A 19,329-nucleotide genomic window follows, 5' to 3' on the forward strand; every position below is an offset into this window, starting at 1 on the left:
CACCGGCTCTGCCGATCAGGCAGCAGCCCGCAGATCCCCCGCCGTCAGCAACGACACCAGGCGGATGCCCTCGGCCGCGAGGGCATCCGCACCACCTTGCTCACGGTCAATCACACACAAAGCCTCGCGCACCTGGGCACCCAGACCACGCAGGTCCGCGGTCGACAGCACGATCTGCCCGCCGCTGGTGACCACATCCTCAACAACCAGCACCCGACGGCCCTCGACCTCGGCACCCTCGGCGAGACGGCAGGTGCCATACGGCTTGGCCTGCTTGCGCACGAACGCGCAGGGCAGACCCGTATGCCGGCCGAGCGCGGTCACCACCGGGATGCCGCCCATCTCCAGACCGGCCAGCACCTCCGTGTCGGACGGCACCAGCGGCGCCATCCGCAAGGCGATCTCGTCCAGCAGCACGGGATCGCCTTCGAACCGGTACTTATCGAAGTACTCCGTGGCGGCACGGCCGGACCGAAGCGTGAAATGGCCCTCCAGATGAGAGACCGCATGGATGCGACGAGCAAGATCAGAATGTGTCACAGGCATCCAGTCTTCCAGGCATCGCGCCGAGCCAATACTCGTACTCGCTGCGCAGGGCCAGGTCCAGGTCCAGGAGGCCCACCCTCCATGCCGACACCGTGAACACGAAGCCGACACCGTGAGCACCAAACACCCCTGCGGCCTACGGCCGCAGGGGCGTTCTCACTCCCGCACGTCAACAACGACAGTGACGCCGTCGTACTCATGCAGCGTGTCGGGCAACACCTTGTGCGCGATGCGTCCGTGCAGGCCGCGTTCGCTGAGCAGAGCGCGGGTGGTGTCCGAGTCGTAGCCGTCGTCCAGGTGCACGGTGATGGTGTCGGGCAACGGGCCGAGGCCCTCCAGACGGTCCAGAGTCGGGGCGAGCAGCGGAGAGTCGTGGCGGTTGGCACCGGCCAGGACACGGCCCAGCGGAATGCCGTATCCATCCGTCATGCCCGAGCGCTTCAGTCCCTGTTTGCCGCGGTCGACCGGTGAGCGTCCGGCGGCCTCCCCGCCTCCAGGTGCCTTGGTGATCGCTCCGGCGACGGCGATCTGGTCGAGGACGAGGCCGACGATCCGGTCGTAGGACTCCAGAGCGAGCTGCTTGAGCCGGGCGAAAACGCCCAGTCGTATCCACTCTTCGCGGCGACTGCGGATTGTGGTGGCCGAGCAGATCGTGTCGGCGATCGCCTCGTAAGAACAGCCGAAGCGCAGCAGTTGCAGCATCTTGTCGAAGATGATCCGGTCGCTGATGCGCCGGCGGTGGCAGCCGAGCGGATGCTCTGGGTGGTACACCGACCGCTCGGGCAGCAGGGCCGCGAATTGGTCCCAGAGTGGTTCAGTCAGCCATGATGGCAGCGCGGGCACAGGTCCCCCAGTGATTACAGAGCGTCGCAACTCCATGGGCGGCGAGGAGAGCGTGGATGGTGGCGTGCTTGGCGCGGGTGCGTTCGGCGAACCGGTGCCCTGTCGGCCAGGGCGACGCAGCTGGTTCCGCCTCTTCCTGCGGTTCCTCAGGTTGGGCCGGCGTGGGGCGCAAGCAGCCGCGGTGCCGGTAGACGCATTTCTCGGCGGCTTCGCCCAGGTTGTGCCAGAGATGCCATCGGTCGGCGACCTGGAGGGCCTGCGGGGCGCCGCGGGTGGCACCTTCGGCGAAGAAGGGCGCCCGGTCACGGCAGACGATCTCGATGCTGGGCCGCTCGGCGAGCCAGGCCGCGAGCGTGTCCGCCTCCCGATCGTGAAGGAGGTCGACGGGGCGACGTGTTTCGACGTCGACGAGCACGGTTCCGTAGACACGGCCCTTGCGCTGGGCGTACTCGTCCACGCCGACCACGCGGGGCACTGCGGTGGCGGGGTCCGGAAGCGAGGCGATCAGCCTCAACAGGGTGTTCCGGCTGACCGGAACCTTGAGGGCGTCCGTCATCCGGGCGCCGGCCCGGCCCGCGAGCGCAAGACCGACTGACACCAGCGTCGACCGCAGCCGCTCGGTCCGTCGCCCGAACCTGCGGGTGAGACCGGGTAATTGCTCGGCGAAGGTCATACGCTCGCAGGATTCCTCCTCGCAGACGAACCTGCGCACCCGCAACGACACCACGACGAACTTGCCCGCCGTCGGCAGATCACGAGGAAATCGCAGGTAGGAGCCGTGTATTCGCCCCGACCAGCACCCGCACGCCGGACAGGCCGTCCGCCCTGCGATCGTGCGGGCCTCGACCCGGACGACCGTGTCGATCACCTCGACCGATTCCACCAACACGCCCTCGACCGAGGAGAACAGCAGCTCGTTCAACTGCAGCAACACTTCGTTCACGGCGAAGGACTGTCGACCACACCACCATCCGGCCAGGCGATTTTCGGGCGAACTTTACTGGTCGTAGGCGGTCAGTGCGCGCATGACTGGCTGGCCACGCATGAACCTGGCTCCACTCATCAGGCCCCTTTGGAATCGATCACCCAGGGAACCGGGAGGCGTTCTACCGGCGGACCGCCGAGATCAGTCCGCCGGGCCGCTCCTCACGCTGCGACGGGGTGCTGATCGGGCGGCCATAGGCGGCAGCGCGCTCGCGCAGAGCGTGGCTGCCGGCCTCCCAGCCGTGCCCGGCCAGCCAGCCCACCGGGTCGTCGGGCATCTCCGAGACCCACATGGACGCTGCCGATCCCGGCACGGCGTCCGCACCGAAGCGCTCGATCACGCCGCGCGAGCCCAACGTCAGCCCCATCCGACTGCCTGCCGCCGACTGCGCGCTGATCCGGGCCAGCAGCAGCTCCACCGCGTCCTCGGGCAGATAGATCAGCAGTCCTTCGGCGATCCACACGGTCGGCACCGCCGGGTCGTGTCCTGCGGCGGCCAGCGCGCCTGGCCAGTCCTCACGCAGATCCACCGCTACGGTGATCCGCTCGCAGCGTGCGACGGCCCGCTCCTGGCGCAGCACCGAAGCCTTGAAGTCCAGTGGCGCGGCGGTGTCGACCTCGAACAGCCGTGTGCCCTCGGGCCAGTCCATCCGGAAGGCCCGGCTGTCCATGCCGGCGCCGAGCAGCACGACCTGCCGGACCCCGGACGCGGAGGCCTGCTGCAACAGGTCGTCGAGGAACTTCGTCCTGATGACGATGGAGAACGACACGCCCAGCCGGCGGCGTCGCGCGGCCTCGTCACCGGGCAGCGGCGGCGAGGAGGGCCCCAGGCCGCCGGCGCTGGCGAAAGCCTGTGCCAGCGGGTCGCGGAACAGCGCGTCCTCCCGCTCGGTCTCCAGCGCCCGAACCCTGGCCACCCCCACCGCCGTGGCCCACACTCCCGATGGCTGCACCCGCTCCTGCTCATCAGTCACCGCGCCAGCCTAGATGTATTGACCACAAGCGTTGTTGACACACAGCAGATTTCGTACCCCGGGGAGTTGCGCCTACTGGTTCTTGTCTGCTGTCGTGCGGGAAGCGCGCACTTCGTTCATGTCGAGGCTGCGCGCCTGGTGGATGAGGTCGTCGAGTCCGGCCTCTGGCAGGGCACCCGCTTGGCGGAAGATGGCGATCTGGTCGCGCACGAGCATGAGGGTGGGGATCGATATGATCTCGAATGCCTGCGCCAGCTCTCGCTGTGCCTCGGTGTCGACCTTGGCGAACACGACGCCCTCGTGCTTGTCCGAGACCTGCTCGAAGACGGGCCCGAACTTGCGGCAAGGGCCGCACCATTCGGCCCAGAAATCGATGACCACAAAGTCGTTTCCGGAGATGACCTCGTTGAAGTTGTCCGGGGTCAGCTCGATGGTGTGCTCATGAGGGCTGCTCCTACATGTGATCGGGGGTATCGGGTTGCGCTCGGGGCGCTGTGCGGCCGTCGGGCACACCGCGAGGTCGCGGTGTGCCCGACGGTCGTCTGCCGTGCGGGCGGCGTCGTGCTCCGTCCGCACGGAGTTCCTGCGGGGTCAGCGAGCGGCGACGTTGTCCGCCACCCCGGCCTCGGGGGCTTTCTCGGCGTCGGGCTGGAGGGGTGCGGTGTTCTTCGGGCCGCGAAGGGCGACGTAGAGGAGCAGTGCGGCCATGACGGCGGCGCCGATCCACATGGATTGCTGCCAGCCGTCGACGAAGGACTGCTGTGCGGCGTGGATCAGGTCCTGGGCATGGCTGCCGGTGGTGGGTGCGACCTCGATGGCGTTGGCGATGCCTTCGCGTGCGGTGTCTGCGGCGCCCGTGGGGATGCCGTCGAGCTTGTCGTCGATGGCGCTGCGGTAGCCGCCTGCCAGGAGCGCGCCGAGCATGGCGACGCCCAGGGCGGTGCCGAACTCGCGGGTGACGTCGTTGAGCGCGGAGGCAACGCCTTGCTTGGCGCGGGGCAGTGAGCTGGTGATGGCCTCGGTGGAGGGTGTCATCGACAGCCCCATGCCGGTGCCCATGGCGAGCATGCCGGCCAGGATGGACAGGTAGCCGCCGTCGACGGAGACGAACAGCGCCATCAGCGCCAGGCCGAGCGTTGCCAGGGCGACGCCCACGGTCATGGTGGAGCGGGCGCCGATCTTGGCGGCCATCTTCGGGGCCAGGCCCGAGGTCATCATCATCATGACGGCCATCGGCATCATCGCCACCGTGGACAGCAGCCCCGACCAGCCGAGCACTGCCTGGAAGAACGGGAAGAGGACCACGGCGATACCGGCCTGGACGCCGAAGACGACCAGCAGGGTGATCGAGCCGGAGGCCAGGCCGCGCTCACGGAAGAGGCGTACGTCCAGCAGCGAGGCCTCGCGGCGGTGCAGCTCCCAGGCTACGAAGGTGATGGCGGCGACGACGCCGACGGCCAGGCTGATCAGGGTGATGGGGGCGGTCCAGCCGCGCTCGGGGCCTTCCTGCAGGACGAAGATGAGACCGATCACGGCGATGGTGGAGACCAGCGCACCGATGGTGTCAAAGGAATGGGTGGAGCGTTCGCGGGAGTTGGGCACCGACTTCAGAGTCATCGCCAGCGCGACGACGACCAGGACCACGGGCAGCACGAACAGCCAGCGCCAGTCGGCGACGTCGACCAGCAGGGCGGAGAGGAACATGCCCAGGATGCCGCCGCCTCCGGCGACGCCGGTCCACACACCGATCGCCTTGCCGCGCTCCTCCTCGGGGAAGGTGGAGGTGATGACGGCGAGAGTGATCGGCATGATCATCGCGGCGCTGATGCCAGCGGCCACACGGGCGGCGATCATTACCCCAGCCGACGGGGCGAGGCCCGCGGCGACACTGGCGGCACCGAAGACGATCAGCCCGGTGATCAGCATGGGCTTGCGGCCCAGCCGGTCACCGATCGCGCCGAGCGGCAGCAGCAGAGCGGCCAGGGCGAGGGTGTAGATATTGATGATCCACAGGACGGTGGTCTGCGAGGCGCCGAACTCGACGGCCATGTGGGTCTGGGCGACGTTCAGCCCGGACACCGAGGCGATGACAGCCATCAGCGCGATCGAGACCGTGATCAGGATCGCGCGCAACTGACGCGCATCCGGCGCACCCGCGCCGCCGGCCGGCGCGGCCGCCGCATGAGGAGGCTGACTGATACTCATCATTTCCTTTCCAAAAGGGCATGCAGAATCAGCGCCGGGACAAGACCGGTCGCCAAGTTGGTGAGATAGGGACTTACTCACCGCGCCGACCGCTGGATGGCGGTCGCGCGGTTCTTCAGCAGCGGAACTTACGCGTCAGCCGGTGGTCTTCTGCGTGGCGGCGAGCGCGGCGTCGGTGTCCGCGGCGGCGAGCACAGCGTTGATGTGCGAGCCGGCCAGCGCGTCGGCCGCCGCAGAGGCGCCGACCTGGGCGGTGAGGTCGGTGGCGTTGCCGGCCACCCATACGCCCGGGATCTCGGTGGTACCGGCCATGGCGGAGGCGAAGCGGCAGCCCATGTTGTCGGGCAGGTCCTCCATCGGCAGCTTCAGCCCGTCCAGGCCCTCGGTACGGGCCTGCATCTGCGTGGCCACAGCCAGAACCCGCCGCCCCACAAAGGGGCCGTCGATCAGGCGGACGCTTGCTAGCGCGCCGTCGTCGTTGACGACTCCCTGGACGTCGGTCTCGATGATGCGGATGTTGCGGGCGGCAAAGCGGGCGCGGGTCTCGGAGTCCGGGTCGGTGCCGCGGGTGAAGTAGATGAGGTCATCCGTCAGCTGGCAGAACAGCCAGGCATGGTGGACGGAGGCCGGGCCGGTGGCGAGGACGCCGATGGGCTCATCACGCGCCTCATAGCCGTGGCAGTAGGGGCAGTGCACCACGCTGTGGCCCCAGTGCTCGGCCAGACCCGGCACCCCGGGCAGCACGTCGCGCAGGCCGGTGGCCACCAGCACCCGGCGCGCCGTCAGCGTGCGGCCGTCGGCCAGGGTGGCGGTGAACCGCAGGTCACCGGCTGCCGAGGGGGCGGCGGGTTCGGCCGTGGCCACTTCCCCGAACACGATCCGGCCGCCGTACTGGCGTACCTGCTCGCGTCCGCGCTTGAGGATCTCGGGCGGCGGGGTACCGTCCAGGACAATGAAGCCATGCATGGCTGTTGCGGGGGCGTTGCGCGGGGTGCCGCTATCAATCACGACAACCGAGCGGCGCGAGCGGGCCAGCATCAGCGCGCCGTTCAGGCCCGCGGCGCCGCCGCCGATCACCACGACATCCACGGTTTCGGTGGGCAGTGCGTCGCTCTCGTAGCGGGAAGCCTGCGCAGACATGTCGCGCCCTTTCGTCGTACCTGGCCCCCGTGCCGGACCATCTGTGCTCGACGTTAAGCCCGCTTTGCATCAAGGGCATACCATGTTGCCTATGACGCAAGAAGATGGGCAGCTGGACAGCCTCGTACGCAAACGGATCCGCGCGCTGCGCGTCGCACAGGGCTGGTCCCTGGAGGAACTGGCCACCCGCGCCAACCTCAGCCAGTCCTCACTGAGCCGCATCGAGAACGGCCAGCGCCGCCTCGCCCTGGACCAGCTCGTCACCCTCGCCCGCGCCCTGGACACCACCTTGGACCAGCTCGTGGAGAACGCCGCCGACGACGTCGTCATCAGCCCGATGATCGACGGCACCCACGGCCTGATGCGCTGGCCCATAAAGGGCGACCCCGGCATGAGCGTGATGCGTCAGCGGATGACCGACCCGCCGCCCGACAACCCGGCCCGCATGCGCGCCCACCCCGGCCGCGAATGGCTCGTCGTGCTGTCCGGCACCGCCATCCTCATGCTCGGCCACCGGCGCTTTCGCATCGAGACCAACCAGGCCGCCGAGTTCCCCACCATGATGCCGCACGCTATCGGCGCCGAGGGCGGACCGTGCGAGATCATGGGCATCTTCGACCGCGACGCCCGCCGCGGCCACCAGAAAGACTCCGACGCCGACGGCCCCGAAGCCGACTGCGGAGGCACCCAGGATCCCTGCGAATAGCGGGCCACCACAGTCGCGCCGAAGGCCCACGGTGCGGTGGGCGATCTTGCGTGCTGGGCAGCACGCCAAGCCACCTTCTTGCGCATTACGCAATCAGTCGTGCGGAGGACGCATGGTGGATTTACGGTGTTGCCATGACCCAAACGCACCAGCACACCCCCCACCAGGGCGAAGGCGGTCACCACCCCGACCACGACCACGTCGGCCACCAAGAGCACAGCGATGGCGGTCAGGCGGAGATCCTCGATCTGGACGCCGAGGTGCTCACCGAGCACATAGCGTCCATCACCGCGTGGCTGCCGCTCAAGAGCGAGCCGCGCCAGATCGTGGACCTCGGCTGCGGCACCGGCGCGGGAACCTTCGCGCTCCTCGAACGCTTCCCCGACGCACACGTCACCGCCGTCGACACCTCGGCCGGGCACCTCCAGCTCCTGCGCGAGAAGGCATGCGCCCGCGGTGTCGAGGGCCGCGTACGGACCATGCAGGCCGACCTCGACACCGACCACTGGCCCGACCTCGGCACGCCGGATCTGGTGTGGGCCTCGGCCTCGATGCACCACATGGCCAACCCCGACCGCGCCCTGCGGAGCGTCCGCGAACTGCTCACCCCCGGCGGCCTGTTCGCCGTCGTCGAGCTCGCGGGCTTCCCCCGCTTCCTGCCCGCCCACGCCCCGGAGAACCGGCCTGGCCTCGAAGAGCGCGCCCACGCCGCGACCGACAGCTTCCACGCCGAGCACGTTCCGCACCGCGGCGCCGACTGGGCCCCGATGCTCACAGCCGCCGGCTTCACCGTCGAGGACGAGCGCACCATCACCGTCAACATCGAAAGCGTACGCAGCGAAGCGATCGGCCGCTACGCCCACGGCAGCCTGCAGCGCATCCGCGGCGTCGCCGCACCCGCCCTCAGCCCCGAGGACCTCGCCGCACTCGACGAACTCCTGGACACCAACAGCCCGAACAGCCTTCTGCGCCGCGAGGATCTCGCCGTACGCACCGAGCGCACCGTCTGGGCCGCCCGCCGCGCCTGACACCCGGCGCAACCCAGGGTTGCCTGCCGGGCAGCCCCAGCACCCAATTGCTTGCCTCATACGCAACCACCGCCTGCGCAGCGCCATGCGCTTCGTTGGGCTGAGCAACCATGCCCGCGCACGCCCGCCCAGTGCCATCGCCGCGACCCCACAGCGCGACGGAGAGGAAAGGGAGCATCATGACCGCACTGCAGATCCCCGCCGACTACGAAGCCTGGCGCCAGGGCCGGTGGGAAGAGATCGCCGGAGCGAACGGCAAGGCCAAGGTCGTCGCCAACGCCAAGATCACCGACCCGGGCCCTCACACGCTTCCCGACATCCCCGGCGAATGGCGCACCACCGCAGCAGGAGACCTGACCGTGACGGCCAAGGCTGCCGACGGAGTGCAGCCGGCAGCCTGGTCGACGGAACGAACCCCGTTCCCTCCGGCGGCTCCCTGAAGTTCCCTCACAACCAGGTCGGCTTCGCCAGCGGCGCGGATGGCTCCTACGGCCTGGTCGTCATGGACCAAGGCCGCGTCGAGCGCACCGGACTCACCGGCATCGACACCTTCCCCTACACCCCCGCCTGGGTCTTCGAAGGCCAGTACCGGGCAGCTCCCGAAGGACGCCGGATCGAGGTACCGCGGCTGACCAGCCCACGCAGCACCGAAGCCATCCTGGCCCCGGTCGACCTGGCCGTGACCATCGACGGCGCCGAATACGTCCTGGCCGCCCTCCAGGACTTCCCCGGCCAGCGACTGGTGATCTTCACCGACGAGACCAACGGCGATTCGACGCCGACGATCGGCCGCTGGCTGGTGCTGCCGCTGCCGCTGCCGCTGCTGGAGCCCGGCAGCCCCCTGACGGTCGACTTCAACAAAGCCACGCTCTCGCACCACCACCTGAACCCGGACGTGTTCGTCTGTCCGCTCTCGCCGCCCAGCAACCATTTGCCAATGCGTATCGAGGTCGGCGAGCGCGCCCTGATCCACGCCGCTAGCAGCCAGAGCTAATACGCCCAACCCCTGCCGGAACCCATCAACTCACTCGTATCGAAGGAAGACCCGCATGAGCCAGGACCTCAAGGACAAGGTCGCCACCTACCTCCGCGCACTGGAGAACCGCGACTGGAAGACGGCCCGAACCCTGTGCGCCGAGACGGCCACCGTCTGGCACAACGACGGCAAGGGCGAGCAGTCCATCGAGGAGAACATCGCCGGAATGGAGGGGCAGATCGAATCCATCGAATCGATGCGCTACGACATCCTGCGCCAGCTCTCCCAGCCGGGCGAAGTCCTCCAGCACCACGTGGTCCACGTCGCCACCACAAGCGGCATGCGCGGCGAGGTCCACGCCGCCGTCTACTTCGGCTTCGACGATGCCGGACAGATCAAGCGCATTGAGGAGTACGCCAACTTCATCCCCGCCGGCGGCCAGGACAGCTGACAGCGACAGTCAGCACAAGCCCCTCATCGTCACGGCACCCAGTCCATGGCAATCAGGGGCGCTTCCACTCAGGCAGGCGTGAGAGAGCTATACGGCGCCATGGCCTCGAAGGGCCCCTCCCACTGCCCGGGGCCGCCAACCACCACCTCGGCGGCCCCGGGCAGTGGCTGTGCTCCCCACCTCTCCGCCACAACTGAAAACCCAGGGAGCGAAAACCAACGGCAGCGCCCCGAATCCAGACAGCCCGTCAGATCCCGCACCGCAACAGAGGTCTTCGTGTCTCATCCACATGCCCGGCTGACTATCCACGGCAGACGGCTCCTGATCGACAGAGTCCGGGCCGGCCGCCCCGTCGCCCACGTGGCCGACGAGATGGGCATCTCCCGCACCACCGCCCACAAGTGGGTCCGCCGCTGGCGAGCCGAAGGCGACGCGGGACTGTACGAGCCGACCTCGGACCACCCCGCACCGCACCCCCGCCGACGTCGAGGAACAAGTCTGCGCGCTGCGGCGCGAGCGAAAACTCGGCCCCGCCCGGATCGGTCCGATCCTGGGAGTACCCACCTCGACGGTCCACCGCGTCCTGACTCGCCACGGCCTGAACCGACTGCGCTGGATGGACCGGCCCACCGGCCAGATCATCCGCCGCTACGAACGCTCACGCCCCGGCGAACTCGTCCACGTCCACATGAAGAAGCTCGGCAACATCCCCGACGGCGGCGGACACCGGATCATGCCCCGACAGCAAGCCCTTGCCAATCGGCAGGCCACCACCGCTATGCGCGAGGCCGGCAGTCCCGCCATCGGCTACAGCTTCGTCCATACCGCCATCGACGACCATTCCCGGCTCGCCTACGGCGAAGTCCTCACGGACGAACGCAAGGAGACCGCCTCCGCGTTCTGGCAGCGCGCGAACGCCTTCTTCAACACGCACGGCATCACCGTCGAACGCGTTCTCACGGACAACGGCTCTTGCTATCGGTCCGGGCTGTTCGGTCGGACTTTGAGCGCGGCCGGCATCATCCACAAGCGCACCCGGCCATACCGTCCACAGACGAACGGCAAGGTGGAGCGACTGAATCGCACCCTGCTCGACGAATGGGCATACGTGCGCCCCTACTCCAGCAATGCCGAACGCACCGACGCCCTGGCGGGCTTCCTGCACACCTACAACTACCACCGGTGCCATACCGCGCTCGACGGGCAGCCGCCCATCAGCCGCGTCAACAACCCTGCGGGTCAATACACCTAGGGCGCGTGATCAGTCACCAACGAACCAGACGTATCGGTGGGAGCCTTCCTCCGCGGTCCGGCACAAGGCTCGCACTGCGTCAACCCAAGGACCACCTCGCGCTGCGGGCAGTCGGTCCAGCTCCTCAAGCAGCATGGGGATTTGCCAGGCGTTGAAGACGGTATCCGCGAACGGGCAGACACCGGAGAGCATGGGAAACTGCGACCGGTCGATTTCTGCGAGCGACTCGTCCCAGGCGACGCCATGCTCGGAACCGGCCACAACAGTCCCGGACTCGTGACGAACCTGCACGTTGATCATCGCGTCAAACTATCGCCCGAAGAGCCCACAGCCCATCCAATGTGACCGAAGCTGCGTTCAGTGGGGTTCATTGCACGCCCAGGTCAATTGAGCCGTCACGCGGAGTGACTGCCCACCAGGAGTGGATCAGAGCCGAGTACGGGCAGCAGATGTACACCACTTCCGGAAGCGCCCTGCCGCACACAGAAGTCGAATTGTCCAGCAGACACGACAGCGGCCGGCACCATCCCGGCTTCTTGTTAAGCAACAGTCCTTGAGTTCCTGAAGCCCGTGACTGGTTCCTCCTGCTCGTTCCGTGCCTGGACCAGGACCTGTTCACTCCTTCGGGTGGTCAGACCTCGTTCTGACCCCACCTCATCCAGGGTGAGCGCTGAGGCGTTCCCGGCGGTGGGTGGGCGTCGTTGAGTTACTCGCGGATCTGAGCGTTCACCGCGGGATGCGCGTCACCGTTGGCGACGCCCAGGCCCGCGAGCAGGCGCAGCCCGTCTTCGGCGGGGCTGCCGGGGGCCGCGGACAGCACTAGCAGCTCCATGCCTGATTCATCCGGTAGTGCGAAGTTTTCCTGGTGCAGTTCCAGCAGTCCGATCAGCGGGTGCCGATACGCCTTGCGTCCATGTGTGCGGGCGCGCACGTCCGCGCGGGCCCAGAGGCGGCGGAAGCGCTCGCTGCCCATGGCCAACTCGCCGATGAGTGAGGCCAGGTGGGGGTCCTCGGGGTGTTTGCCGGCGGCCAGGCGCAGGTGCCCGACCACGTCGAGCGTGCAGTTCTCCCAGTCCGCGTACAGGCCGCGCTCGGCCTCCTCGAGGAAGATGTGCCGGGCGGTGTTCAGGCCCGGAATCGGCCGGCCGTACAGGAGCCCGGCGAGGCGGTTCCCGGCGAGCACGTCCAGGCGGTGGTCCATGATCAGCGCGGGCGCGTCGGCGACCAGATCGAGGACGCGCAGCAGCTCGGGCCGGACTCGCCCGCCCGGCGCCTTCGCGCGGCGGCGGCGCTGCCGGGCGAGCCGGTAGAGGTGCCCGCGTTCGGTCTCGTCGAGGCCGAGGACGCGGGCCAGCGCGTCGAGGACCTGCTCGGAGGGCTGGGTCGCGCGGCCCTGCTCCAAGCGTACGTAGTAGTCGACGCTGACTCCGGACAGGTGCGCGACCTCTTCGCGGCGTAGCCCTTCAACCCGGCGGCGGCTGTCGGTGGGGATGCCGACGGCCGCCGGGTCGACCCGGGAACGCCGGGTCCGCAGGAAGCCCGCGAGATCGTCCATGTTCCGAGTATGGCGTCGGCGGTGTCCGTGAAGGTGGTCCTGCCGGTACCAGGAAGTCCCGTCCGACGGAAAAGGAGCCCCTGAACACCGGGCGCCGCGGCCCCCAGGATCGAAGGCATCCGATCCGAAGGAGTTCCCGTGAAGACGCTGATCGTCTACGCCCACCCGGAGCCGAAGTCGCTCAACAGCTCGCTGAAGGACCTCGCGGTGTCCACCTTGGAGAGCGCCGGGCACGAGGTACGGGTGAGCGATCTGTACGCGATGAACTGGAAGGCGGTCGTGGACGCCGCGGACTACGGCCCCAGCGCCTCAAGCCCGCTGAAGGTCGCCCTGGACTCGGGCCGGGCCTTCGACGCCGGGACACTCACCCCGGACGTCCTCGCCGAGCAGGAGAAGCTGCTGTGGGCCGACACGATCATCTTCCAGTTCCCGCTGTGGTGGTACACGATGCCCGCGATCCTCAAGGGCTGGGTGGACCGGGTGTTCACCTTCCACTTCGCGTACGGCGTCGGCGAGCACAGCGACACCAGGTACGGCGAGCGCTTCGGCGAAGGCACCCTCGCCGGCAGGAAGGCTCTGCTGTCGGTGACCGCCGGCGGCCCGGAATCGCATTACGCCGCTCGCGGGATCAACGGCCCCATCGACGATCTGCTGTTCCCGATCCACCACGGCATCCTCTACTACCCGGGCATCGAGGTGCTGCCCCCGTTCGTGCTCTACGGCACCGACCGGATGACCGGCGAGGACTACCCGGACGTCGCCAAGGCCTGGGAGCAGCGCATGCTCACCCTGGAGTCGACCGAGCCGATCGCGTTCCGGCGGCAGAACTTCGGTGACTACGAGATCCCCTCGCTGCACCTGAAGGAGGGACTGGAGCCCGCGGGCCGCACGGGATTCGGGCTGCACGTGCGCGGCTGACCGCCGGCGATGGACAGGATGAGCCGGGGAGGGAACCCGAGGGCCGGGGCGGCGATGGCGGCCGACGCAGCCAGCAGCTGCTTCACGTCACGCGAGCGCCTTGTCCGCCAGCATACGTTCCAAGGATCGTTGGCCCGTCCGGCTCATGGCCGGGTTGCTTTTGACGTTGTACCAGACCAACCTCATCGCTTGAACGAAAGCCCACGCCTTGCCTCGCTCCCATTCAAGGTCGTCGCTGCCCAGGTAATCACGGAGCACCTGCCGCGGCCCAGCCTCGAGCAAGTGCCACGCACTCACAAGATCCAGCGAAGGGGCAGCCGGCCCGAAGCCGCCCACGTCGAGAATCCCCGCAAGCCGATCAGCGGACACGAGCACGTTGCCAGGAATCAGATCGCAATGAGCCATGGCGTCCTCAGCTGCACCTCGCGGCAGATCACGCAAAGTTGCCCAGATACGGCGCAGCCGAGGGACATCCAGGAGTTGCTCGCTGTGTCTGAAACAGGTCTCCATCCACGCGTCATGGGACTGCAGGTCGCCTCGTCGACCTGTGCTGGCGAACGTGTGGCCATGCGTGTCGATCGCGCGTAGAGGTTGTCCTACCTTTCACGCGTGGGTCTGATCCGATCGTTCGTAGGATCGGAGGGCCCGGGGGCTCCGGGTATGGCTGTAAAGACTGAGCCGCTGGATGGCTTACGGGACTTGGCCGCCTGGAGCTCCGCGACGACACGACCGCCAATTGGGAGACGCGACTCGATCGCTGCTGTAGGACAACTTCGGCGAAGTCGTCTGCGGGTCGGTGTACGACGAGCTGGCGGAGGTGACCGTGGCCGAGATCTGGGCCGGGGTGGACATTGGCAAGACGCATCACCACACCGTGGTGATTAACGCGGAGGGCGAGCGACTTCTCGCGACCGATCCTCAATGACGAGGCTGAGCTGTTGGCGCTGATCGGCGATGTGCTGGCGTTAGCCGACGATGTGCTGTGGGCCGTCGATCTCAACCATGGCGGTGCCGCCCTGCTGATCGGTCTGCTCATCGGACATGATCAGCCCGTCGCCTACCTCACTGGCCTGGCGGTCCACCGGGCCTCGGCCACCTACCGGGCGAGGGAAAGACCGACGCGAAGGACGCCTTCGTCATCGCCGACCAGGCCCGCATCCGCCGGGATTTGGGGCTGCTCAGGCCCGGTGACGAGATCGCCGTCGACTTGCGCACTCTGACCACCCGGCGCCTGGACCTCGTCTTCGACCGCACTCGGCAGATCAATCGTCTTCGGGCTCAACTGCTGGAGATGTTCCCCGCGTTGGAGCGGTCGTTGGACTTGGCCAACAAGGGTCCGGTGATGCTTCTGACCGGCTACCAGACTCCGGCAGCGATCCGCCGGGACAGGCGCGAGGCGGATCGCGACGTGGCTAAAGAATCGCAAGGTCAAAGGCGCTGCCGTACTGGCTCGCACCGCCGTTGAAGCCGCCCAAGCCCAGCACACCGCGCTTCCCGGAGAGCATTTGGCCGCTGCCATGGTGGTCCGCCTGGCGAAGGGGGTGATGGCCCTCGACGACGAAATCACCGAACTCGATGCCCTCATCGAGACCCGGTTTCAGCAGCATCCGCACGCCGAGGTGATCCGCAGCCTGCCCGGCATGGGGGCAAGGCTGGGCGCCGAGTTCATCGCCGCGACGGGCGGCGACATGGACGCCTTCGGCAGCGCCGACCGCCTGGCCGGCTTCGCCGGCCAGGCCCCGCAGCCTCGTGACTCCGGCCGCGTCAGCGGCAACCTGCGCAGACCTCGCCGCTACCACCGCGGCCTGCTGCGAACCATGTACTTGTCGGCGATGGCCAGCCTCAAGTCCTGCCCCGCGTCCAAGGCGTACTACCAGCGGAAGAGGAGCGAGGGAAAGGGACACAAGCAGGCTCTACTAGCCCTCGCCCGCCGACGCGTCAACGTTCTGTGGGCGATGCTCCGTGACAGAGAGTGTTACGAGCCTTCACGCCCCGTCGCGGAGGCGGCTTGACATCATCATTGGGAAGTCCCGTATGGGGTTTGAGTTATCGAGTGAGAGCCAGGTTGTGGAGTCGGGCGATGCCGAGCATGGCTTGGTGAACGCCGTTGCCCTTGAGGCGGCAGTCGCGCAGGATTCTCCAGTTCTTCAGCTCGTGCGCGCCGATGCGTGACCAGCGCTGCTTCGTGTTCTTACGTGATGGGGAAGCGTCCGACGCCGGGCAAGGCGTAGACGGTCTTGCCGTCGTGAGATGCCGGGCACCTCGTCTCACTTACGCGGCGGCGAGTTGGAGGAGCTCCGGAACACCCTGGGCACGGGCGTAGGGCTGGAAGCGGGGGAGCAGGTCGTCGACGAGGCTGACGCAGCGGGGTGCGTCGATGCGGCGGGCCAGGAGCAGGGACTCGGTGGCGGCAGCCGCGGCGGGCTCGGGCTCCTTCAAGTCGAGGTAGCTCGCCGCACGGTAGGCGAGGAAAACGCCGCGGGTCTTGTCCCGGGCCGGGGGCAGCAGCCGTTCGCCTTCGGTGATGAGCCGGTGGGCGCTGCCGGTGTCGCCGAGATCCAGGAGGGCCTGGCCGGAGTCCACCGCGAGGTCGGCCTCGGACACCCAGGCGCACCAGGCGGGCCGGTCGGCACCGGCGTCGGTGAGGTGTTTCTCCGCTGCGGTGAGGGCGCGTAGTACGGCACGCCGGTCGCTTTGGTCGCTCGGGTCTTCTCGTGCGGCGAGGGTGCGGGCGAGGCGCAGCTGGAGCAGGCAGCGTGCGGCGGGGTTGTGGGCGCGGGTCAGGGCGTGGTCGAGGATGCTGGCCGCGGTGGTGTGGTCGCGGCGCCAGGCGGCCTGGTAGGCGAGGTCGCCCAGGAGGCCGGCGCCCATGTCGTGGTCCCCGGCCGCGTGCGCGTTGTGCAGGCCCGCGATCCAGTACTGGCTGGCGTGGGTGTGGCTGCCCAGGTCGAAGCGATGCCACGCGACGGTCTGGGCCAGGGAGGCCGCCAAGCTGTGCAGGCGCAGCCCGACGGTGGACGTGTAGCGGCCGTGCGCGAGCAGTTCGGTCACGGTGGACAGGTGGGCATCGAGGAGCACGGGGGTGTGCTGGCGCTGCTCGGTGACGAGGCCGGCGAGGTGCCGGGTGCTGTTCTCCAGCCATGTGACGAGGTTTTCGCCGACCTGTTTGCCGTCGCGGGCCTGGGCGAGTGCGCCGGTGGGGCCAACGGCCCAGTCCGCGGCCAGTGCTGTCATGGCGGTGCCGGAGATGGTCAGGAAGGTGCGGCGTTCCATCGCGGTTCGCAGGGCCTCTCTCAGGGCGGGCACGGAACTGTGGGTCCGAGCGGGACCACCCCGTCGGTCGTCAGCGGCAGCCAATTCGGCCAGTCGTCGCTGCGGACGATGTCCCCAGGCCAGCCGAGCGCTTCGGCGATGTAGATCTGGGATTCCTCGCTGGGCTCTACGCCGCGCTGCCCTTTTGCGTACCCGCGCCTCGTCACCACCTGGGCGCAAGCCCCGCCGGCCGGCCGCGGCACGAATGCCCGCGACCAGCTCTCTGATCGTCATGTCGCGCGCGATGCGGGCGACGGCCAGCGGGTGACGGGCGGTCTCATCCACCCCCTCATCCAATCACTCAGCGCACCCAGCCGGTGACTCCCTCGCGGATGCGGGACCCCTGCGGGACCCCTCCAACTGGTCGACCAGGTCGAACGACGCTTCTGGGCCACACCGGGGGGCTCTCTGGAGTCGGGGGAGAACGACACCGCTGCAACGCTTCGCGAGTTGCAGGAGGAGTTCGGTATCGACGAGCAGGCTGTCGTACTGGGCGTGCAGCTCGCCGAGCGCAGCATGGGCCACCTGGTGGGCGGACACCAGGTCCGCCAGGTCGAGAAATGCTTCCTCGGCCGGGTCGACGCGGCCGCCGTCGACCCGGCCTGGGCTACGCAGAGCGACAACATCCGCGAATCCCGGTGGTGGACCGTTCCCGACCTGCGTCGCACCAAGGAGACGGTCTATCCCGAAGGCCTCGCCGGCCTGGTTGCCCGCGTCCGTGACGGCCGCATCCCCCTGCATCCCGTCGTGCTGGGCTGATCCGTGACCGAGTCCAGGGGATCAGCCGTGCACGGGCCCTTCGATGCGAGGGCGCACTCGTAGGTCACGTGCGTCGGCGGCCTCCCCGCCGACTCCTGGAGCGCCTCGTCTCAGCCTGTTGGGCGATAGGGGTGCGGTGATGGCGGCTGTGCCACTAGATTTGGTGTCATGACTGCCATCACTTTGCGGATTCCCGACGCCATGGACAAGCAGCTGCGCGACGCCGCAGCCGAGGCGTCGTCGCTCAACGACTACATCCTCAAAGCCGTGCGTCGGCAGATGACGCTCGACGCCGGCCGTAAGCTCTCCGCCATCCAGCCCCTCGACCTCGCGGGTGAGGGCGACGCTCTGTGACGATCCGCAAGGGCGACGTCTTCGACGTCGACACCGGCAAGGGCGTGCGCACGGTCCTCGTCGTCAGCCTCGACGGGCTTGCCGAGGCGTACGGCGCTGTAGTGGCCCTGGTGCTGCACGCCCCGGCCGCACACCCCGACACGGCCATGAGCGTCCGGCTGACCTCCCCGGTCGACGCCTCGGTCGTCGCTGTCAACCTGCTCCAGCTCTCCGCGGCCCGCTTCGAGACCGCGACGCTTCACGGGAACGTTGGCCCCGAGCAGCAGGATCGCATCGACAACGCGCTCCGCGCTGTCCTCGACCTGTAGCGCGAGGACAGCGGGGGTGAGTGTGACAGCGACGCCCGAATGTGCGCGGAATGTTGAGGAAGCCGGTCTCAGAACCCCGCGGCACCGCCGGTCTGCGCGCCCCACCACTGACACCTGCAGTCCCTGGAAAAGGCCGCTGTGTGCTGGAGAGCTGAGCTCCCTACCCTCACCCCATGGCGTGGAACGAGGACAGTGGCACAGTCAGCCGGGCGTTTGATGACTGGAAGTGGAGCGACAGGGAGAACCGTGCCTTCCTGCGCCTGTCCGACCAGTGGTCCACAGAGGCCTACCAGCAGACCTGGCAGCAAGCGGGGAAGTCTCTCGCCGAGCGCTTCGACCCGGACCGGCACTACGGCGACGAACACGTCGACATGTTCCACGACGCTGTCGATGGACTCTGGCCCAACGACTACGCCTGGATCACCGACGCCTCGGTCATCAAGAACGCAGTAACCGCGTTCGAGGTCTACTTGGAGAAGGCGCTGCACGAGGTCTTGGGCTCGACCCTCACCATCGACGGCCAACAGCACACAGTCCGGCTGGCCGCCCCGCCGAAATTCGAGTCGCCGGGTGGAAGACGCTGGTCACGGCCCACGGAGTCCTCGGAACCGCGGTCGAGATCGACGACGTGACCTGGGCCAGGGAGCTGAGGCATCTACTCACCCACCAGAACGGCGAACTGCGCACGGAGAGGGCGCTGGCGAAGTTCCGAGACCCTGACGCTGAGCTGGACCAAGACGAGATCGACCGCGCGGACGTCGGGGGCAAGGTCCGACTCGGTGCTCCACGAGTGGTGAAGATCCTCGACTCCCTCGCCGCCGTGGTCCGAACGGCAGATGCTCCTGTGTGGGCGCTCTGCTGGGGCAGAAGCGGCCGCGCGCACTGGCCGGAGACCGTCACGAAACTGCACGAGCAGAAGTGCATCGTCATCGAACCTGTCCAGACCGACGCAGCGCGATGAAGCCGCCCGGCGGCCTGGAGACGCCTGCGAATTAACGCGGACCTACCCTGAAGGTCC

The 19,329-nt window shown here is 68.2% G+C and carries 20 protein-coding genes and 5 pseudogenes; 13 read left to right on the forward strand and 12 right to left on the reverse strand.

Annotation, left to right across the window (positions count from 1 at the left end; all coding sequences use genetic code 11):
- Positions 1–15: 15 nt before the first annotated feature.
- The 7 genes and pseudogenes from pyrE to KCH87_RS33155 form a co-directional block, all read right to left on the reverse strand.
- Entirely contained in the window at positions 16–546 is a 531-nt protein-coding gene (gene pyrE, locus KCH87_RS33125) for an orotate phosphoribosyltransferase (protein WP_247197182.1), read from the reverse strand.
- A gap of 210 nt (positions 547–756) precedes the next feature.
- Positions 757–1,389: pseudogene (locus KCH87_RS33130) on the reverse strand (IS5 family transposase); the annotation flags it as partial.
- On the reverse strand, positions 1,361–2,332 hold the full coding sequence (locus KCH87_RS33135; protein WP_210590819.1) for an ISL3 family transposase: 972 nt from the start codon (positions 2,330–2,332) through the stop codon (positions 1,361–1,363). The pseudogene KCH87_RS33130 and the gene KCH87_RS33135, both read right to left, overlap by 29 nt.
- 163 nt (positions 2,333–2,495) lie before the next feature.
- Positions 2,496–3,311, reverse strand: coding sequence for a class I SAM-dependent methyltransferase (locus KCH87_RS33140; RefSeq protein ID WP_210590959.1), 816 nt, complete (start codon positions 3,309–3,311; stop codon positions 2,496–2,498).
- A gap of 108 nt (positions 3,312–3,419) precedes the next feature.
- Entirely contained in the window at positions 3,420–3,812 is a 393-nt protein-coding gene (trxA, locus tag KCH87_RS33145; protein ID WP_210590961.1) for a thioredoxin, read from the reverse strand.
- A 126-nt stretch (positions 3,813–3,938) separates the two neighbouring features.
- On the reverse strand, positions 3,939–5,552 hold the full coding sequence (locus KCH87_RS33150) for an MFS transporter (protein ID WP_210590822.1): 1,614 nt from the start codon (positions 5,550–5,552) through the stop codon (positions 3,939–3,941).
- Between the two features lie 135 nt (positions 5,553–5,687).
- Positions 5,688–6,692, reverse strand: coding sequence for an NAD(P)/FAD-dependent oxidoreductase (locus KCH87_RS33155; RefSeq protein ID WP_210590824.1), 1,005 nt, complete (start codon positions 6,690–6,692; stop codon positions 5,688–5,690).
- A gap of 91 nt (positions 6,693–6,783) precedes the next feature.
- On the opposite strand from KCH87_RS33155, the gene KCH87_RS33160 reads away from it, so the two are divergent.
- From KCH87_RS33160 to KCH87_RS33185, 6 genes and pseudogenes are all read left to right on the forward strand, one after another.
- Entirely contained in the window at positions 6,784–7,398 is a 615-nt protein-coding gene (locus KCH87_RS33160; protein ID WP_210590828.1) for an XRE family transcriptional regulator, read from the forward strand.
- A gap of 134 nt (positions 7,399–7,532) precedes the next feature.
- Complete coding sequence (locus tag KCH87_RS33165; RefSeq protein WP_210590832.1) at positions 7,533–8,426, forward strand: trans-aconitate 2-methyltransferase; 894 nt, start codon at positions 7,533–7,535, stop codon at positions 8,424–8,426.
- 179 nt (positions 8,427–8,605) lie between these two features.
- Positions 8,606–8,866: a hypothetical protein gene (locus tag KCH87_RS33170; RefSeq protein WP_210590835.1), complete on the forward strand. Its 261-nt coding sequence runs from the start codon at positions 8,606–8,608 to the stop codon at positions 8,864–8,866.
- A gap of 62 nt (positions 8,867–8,928) precedes the next feature.
- Positions 8,929–9,420 carry a DUF1684 domain-containing protein gene (locus tag KCH87_RS33175; protein WP_210590838.1) on the forward strand — a complete coding sequence of 164 codons (492 nt, stop codon included), beginning with the start codon at positions 8,929–8,931 and terminating at the stop codon, positions 9,418–9,420.
- Between the two features lie 55 nt (positions 9,421–9,475).
- Positions 9,476–9,853, forward strand: a complete 378-nt coding sequence (locus KCH87_RS33180; protein ID WP_210590841.1) for a nuclear transport factor 2 family protein — start codon at positions 9,476–9,478, stop codon at positions 9,851–9,853.
- Between the two features lie 276 nt (positions 9,854–10,129).
- Positions 10,130–11,105: pseudogene (locus KCH87_RS33185) on the forward strand (IS481 family transposase).
- 9 nt (positions 11,106–11,114) lie between these two features.
- Here the strand turns inward: KCH87_RS33185 and KCH87_RS33190 are convergent.
- Positions 11,115–11,405 (reverse strand): hypothetical protein, encoded by a 291-nt coding sequence (locus tag KCH87_RS33190; RefSeq protein ID WP_210590844.1) that lies wholly within the window; start codon positions 11,403–11,405, stop codon positions 11,115–11,117.
- A 406-nt stretch (positions 11,406–11,811) separates the two neighbouring features.
- Positions 11,812–12,660, reverse strand: a complete 849-nt coding sequence (locus tag KCH87_RS33195; protein ID WP_210590847.1) for a helix-turn-helix transcriptional regulator — start codon at positions 12,658–12,660, stop codon at positions 11,812–11,814.
- A 138-nt stretch (positions 12,661–12,798) separates the two neighbouring features.
- Here KCH87_RS33195 and KCH87_RS33200 point away from each other — a divergent pair, with 138 nt between their 5' ends.
- Entirely contained in the window at positions 12,799–13,578 is a 780-nt protein-coding gene (locus KCH87_RS33200; RefSeq protein ID WP_210590850.1) for an NAD(P)H-dependent oxidoreductase, read from the forward strand.
- An 87-nt stretch (positions 13,579–13,665) separates the two neighbouring features.
- Here the strand turns inward: KCH87_RS33200 and KCH87_RS33205 are convergent.
- Positions 13,666–14,166, reverse strand: a pseudogene (locus KCH87_RS33205) (phosphotransferase); the annotation flags it as partial.
- A gap of 229 nt (positions 14,167–14,395) precedes the next feature.
- Here KCH87_RS33205 and KCH87_RS33210 point away from each other — a divergent pair.
- Positions 14,396–15,590: pseudogene (locus tag KCH87_RS33210) on the forward strand (IS110 family transposase).
- A gap of 34 nt (positions 15,591–15,624) precedes the next feature.
- Here the strand turns inward: KCH87_RS33210 and KCH87_RS33215 are convergent.
- Together KCH87_RS33215 and KCH87_RS33220 are read right to left on the reverse strand one after the other, a co-directional pair.
- A pseudogene (locus KCH87_RS33215) lies at positions 15,625–15,726 on the reverse strand (IS5/IS1182 family transposase); the annotation flags it as partial.
- A 123-nt stretch (positions 15,727–15,849) separates the two neighbouring features.
- A complete protein-coding gene (locus tag KCH87_RS33220) occupies positions 15,850–16,884 on the reverse strand; it encodes an XRE family transcriptional regulator (RefSeq protein WP_247197183.1) in 1,035 nt (344 codons plus the stop codon).
- A gap of 366 nt (positions 16,885–17,250) precedes the next feature.
- Between KCH87_RS33220 and KCH87_RS33225 the strand changes: the two genes are divergently transcribed.
- The 5 genes from KCH87_RS33225 to KCH87_RS33245 all read left to right on the forward strand — a co-directional run bounded on the left by KCH87_RS33225 (position 17,251) and on the right by KCH87_RS33245 (position 19,272).
- A complete protein-coding gene (locus KCH87_RS33225; protein WP_210590963.1) occupies positions 17,251–17,649 on the forward strand; it encodes an NUDIX domain-containing protein in 399 nt (132 codons plus the stop codon).
- Between the two features lie 168 nt (positions 17,650–17,817).
- Entirely contained in the window at positions 17,818–18,003 is a 186-nt protein-coding gene (locus tag KCH87_RS33230) for a hypothetical protein (RefSeq protein ID WP_210590853.1), read from the forward strand.
- A complete protein-coding gene (locus tag KCH87_RS33235) occupies positions 18,000–18,311 on the forward strand; it encodes a hypothetical protein (RefSeq protein ID WP_210590856.1) in 312 nt (103 codons plus the stop codon). Before KCH87_RS33230 ends, KCH87_RS33235 begins: the two co-directional genes overlap by 4 nt.
- Positions 18,312–18,484: 173 nt before the next feature.
- Positions 18,485–18,943, forward strand: coding sequence for a hypothetical protein (locus tag KCH87_RS33240; RefSeq protein WP_210590857.1), 459 nt, complete (start codon positions 18,485–18,487; stop codon positions 18,941–18,943).
- Entirely contained in the window at positions 18,940–19,272 is a 333-nt protein-coding gene (locus tag KCH87_RS33245; protein ID WP_210590859.1) for a hypothetical protein, read from the forward strand. Before KCH87_RS33240 ends, KCH87_RS33245 begins: the two co-directional genes overlap by 4 nt.
- The last annotated feature ends 57 nt before the right edge of the window (positions 19,273–19,329 follow it).

The sequence above is a fragment of the Streptomyces sp. GESEQ-35 genome, assembly GCF_017948485.1.
Classification (GTDB): Bacteria; Actinomycetota; Actinomycetes; order Streptomycetales; family Streptomycetaceae; genus Streptomyces.

Bases quoted from the DNA above. Each gene is read 5' to 3' on its own strand.
- pyrE (WP_247197182.1), bottom strand. From the start codon at position 546: ATGCCTGTGACACATTCTGATCTTGCTCGTCGCATCCATGCGGTCTCT.
- KCH87_RS33150 (WP_210590822.1), bottom strand. From the start codon at position 5,552: ATGAGTATCAGTCAGCCTCCTCATGCGGCGGCCGCGCCGGCCGGCGGC.
- KCH87_RS33155 (WP_210590824.1), bottom strand. From the start codon at position 6,692: ATGTCTGCGCAGGCTTCCCGCTACGAGAGCGACGCACTGCCCACCGAA.
- KCH87_RS33160 (WP_210590828.1), top strand. From the start codon at position 6,784: ATGACGCAAGAAGATGGGCAGCTGGACAGCCTCGTACGCAAACGGATC.
- KCH87_RS33165 (WP_210590832.1), top strand. From the start codon at position 7,533: ATGACCCAAACGCACCAGCACACCCCCCACCAGGGCGAAGGCGGTCAC.
- KCH87_RS33170 (WP_210590835.1), top strand. From the start codon at position 8,606: ATGACCGCACTGCAGATCCCCGCCGACTACGAAGCCTGGCGCCAGGGC.
- KCH87_RS33175 (WP_210590838.1), top strand. From the start codon at position 8,929: ATGGACCAAGGCCGCGTCGAGCGCACCGGACTCACCGGCATCGACACC.
- KCH87_RS33180 (WP_210590841.1), top strand. From the start codon at position 9,476: ATGAGCCAGGACCTCAAGGACAAGGTCGCCACCTACCTCCGCGCACTG.
- KCH87_RS33190 (WP_210590844.1), bottom strand. From the start codon at position 11,405: ATGATCAACGTGCAGGTTCGTCACGAGTCCGGGACTGTTGTGGCCGGT.
- KCH87_RS33195 (WP_210590847.1), bottom strand. From the start codon at position 12,660: ATGGACGATCTCGCGGGCTTCCTGCGGACCCGGCGTTCCCGGGTCGAC.
- KCH87_RS33230 (WP_210590853.1), top strand. From the start codon at position 17,818: ATGACTGCCATCACTTTGCGGATTCCCGACGCCATGGACAAGCAGCTG.
- KCH87_RS33240 (WP_210590857.1), top strand. From the start codon at position 18,485: ATGGCGTGGAACGAGGACAGTGGCACAGTCAGCCGGGCGTTTGATGAC.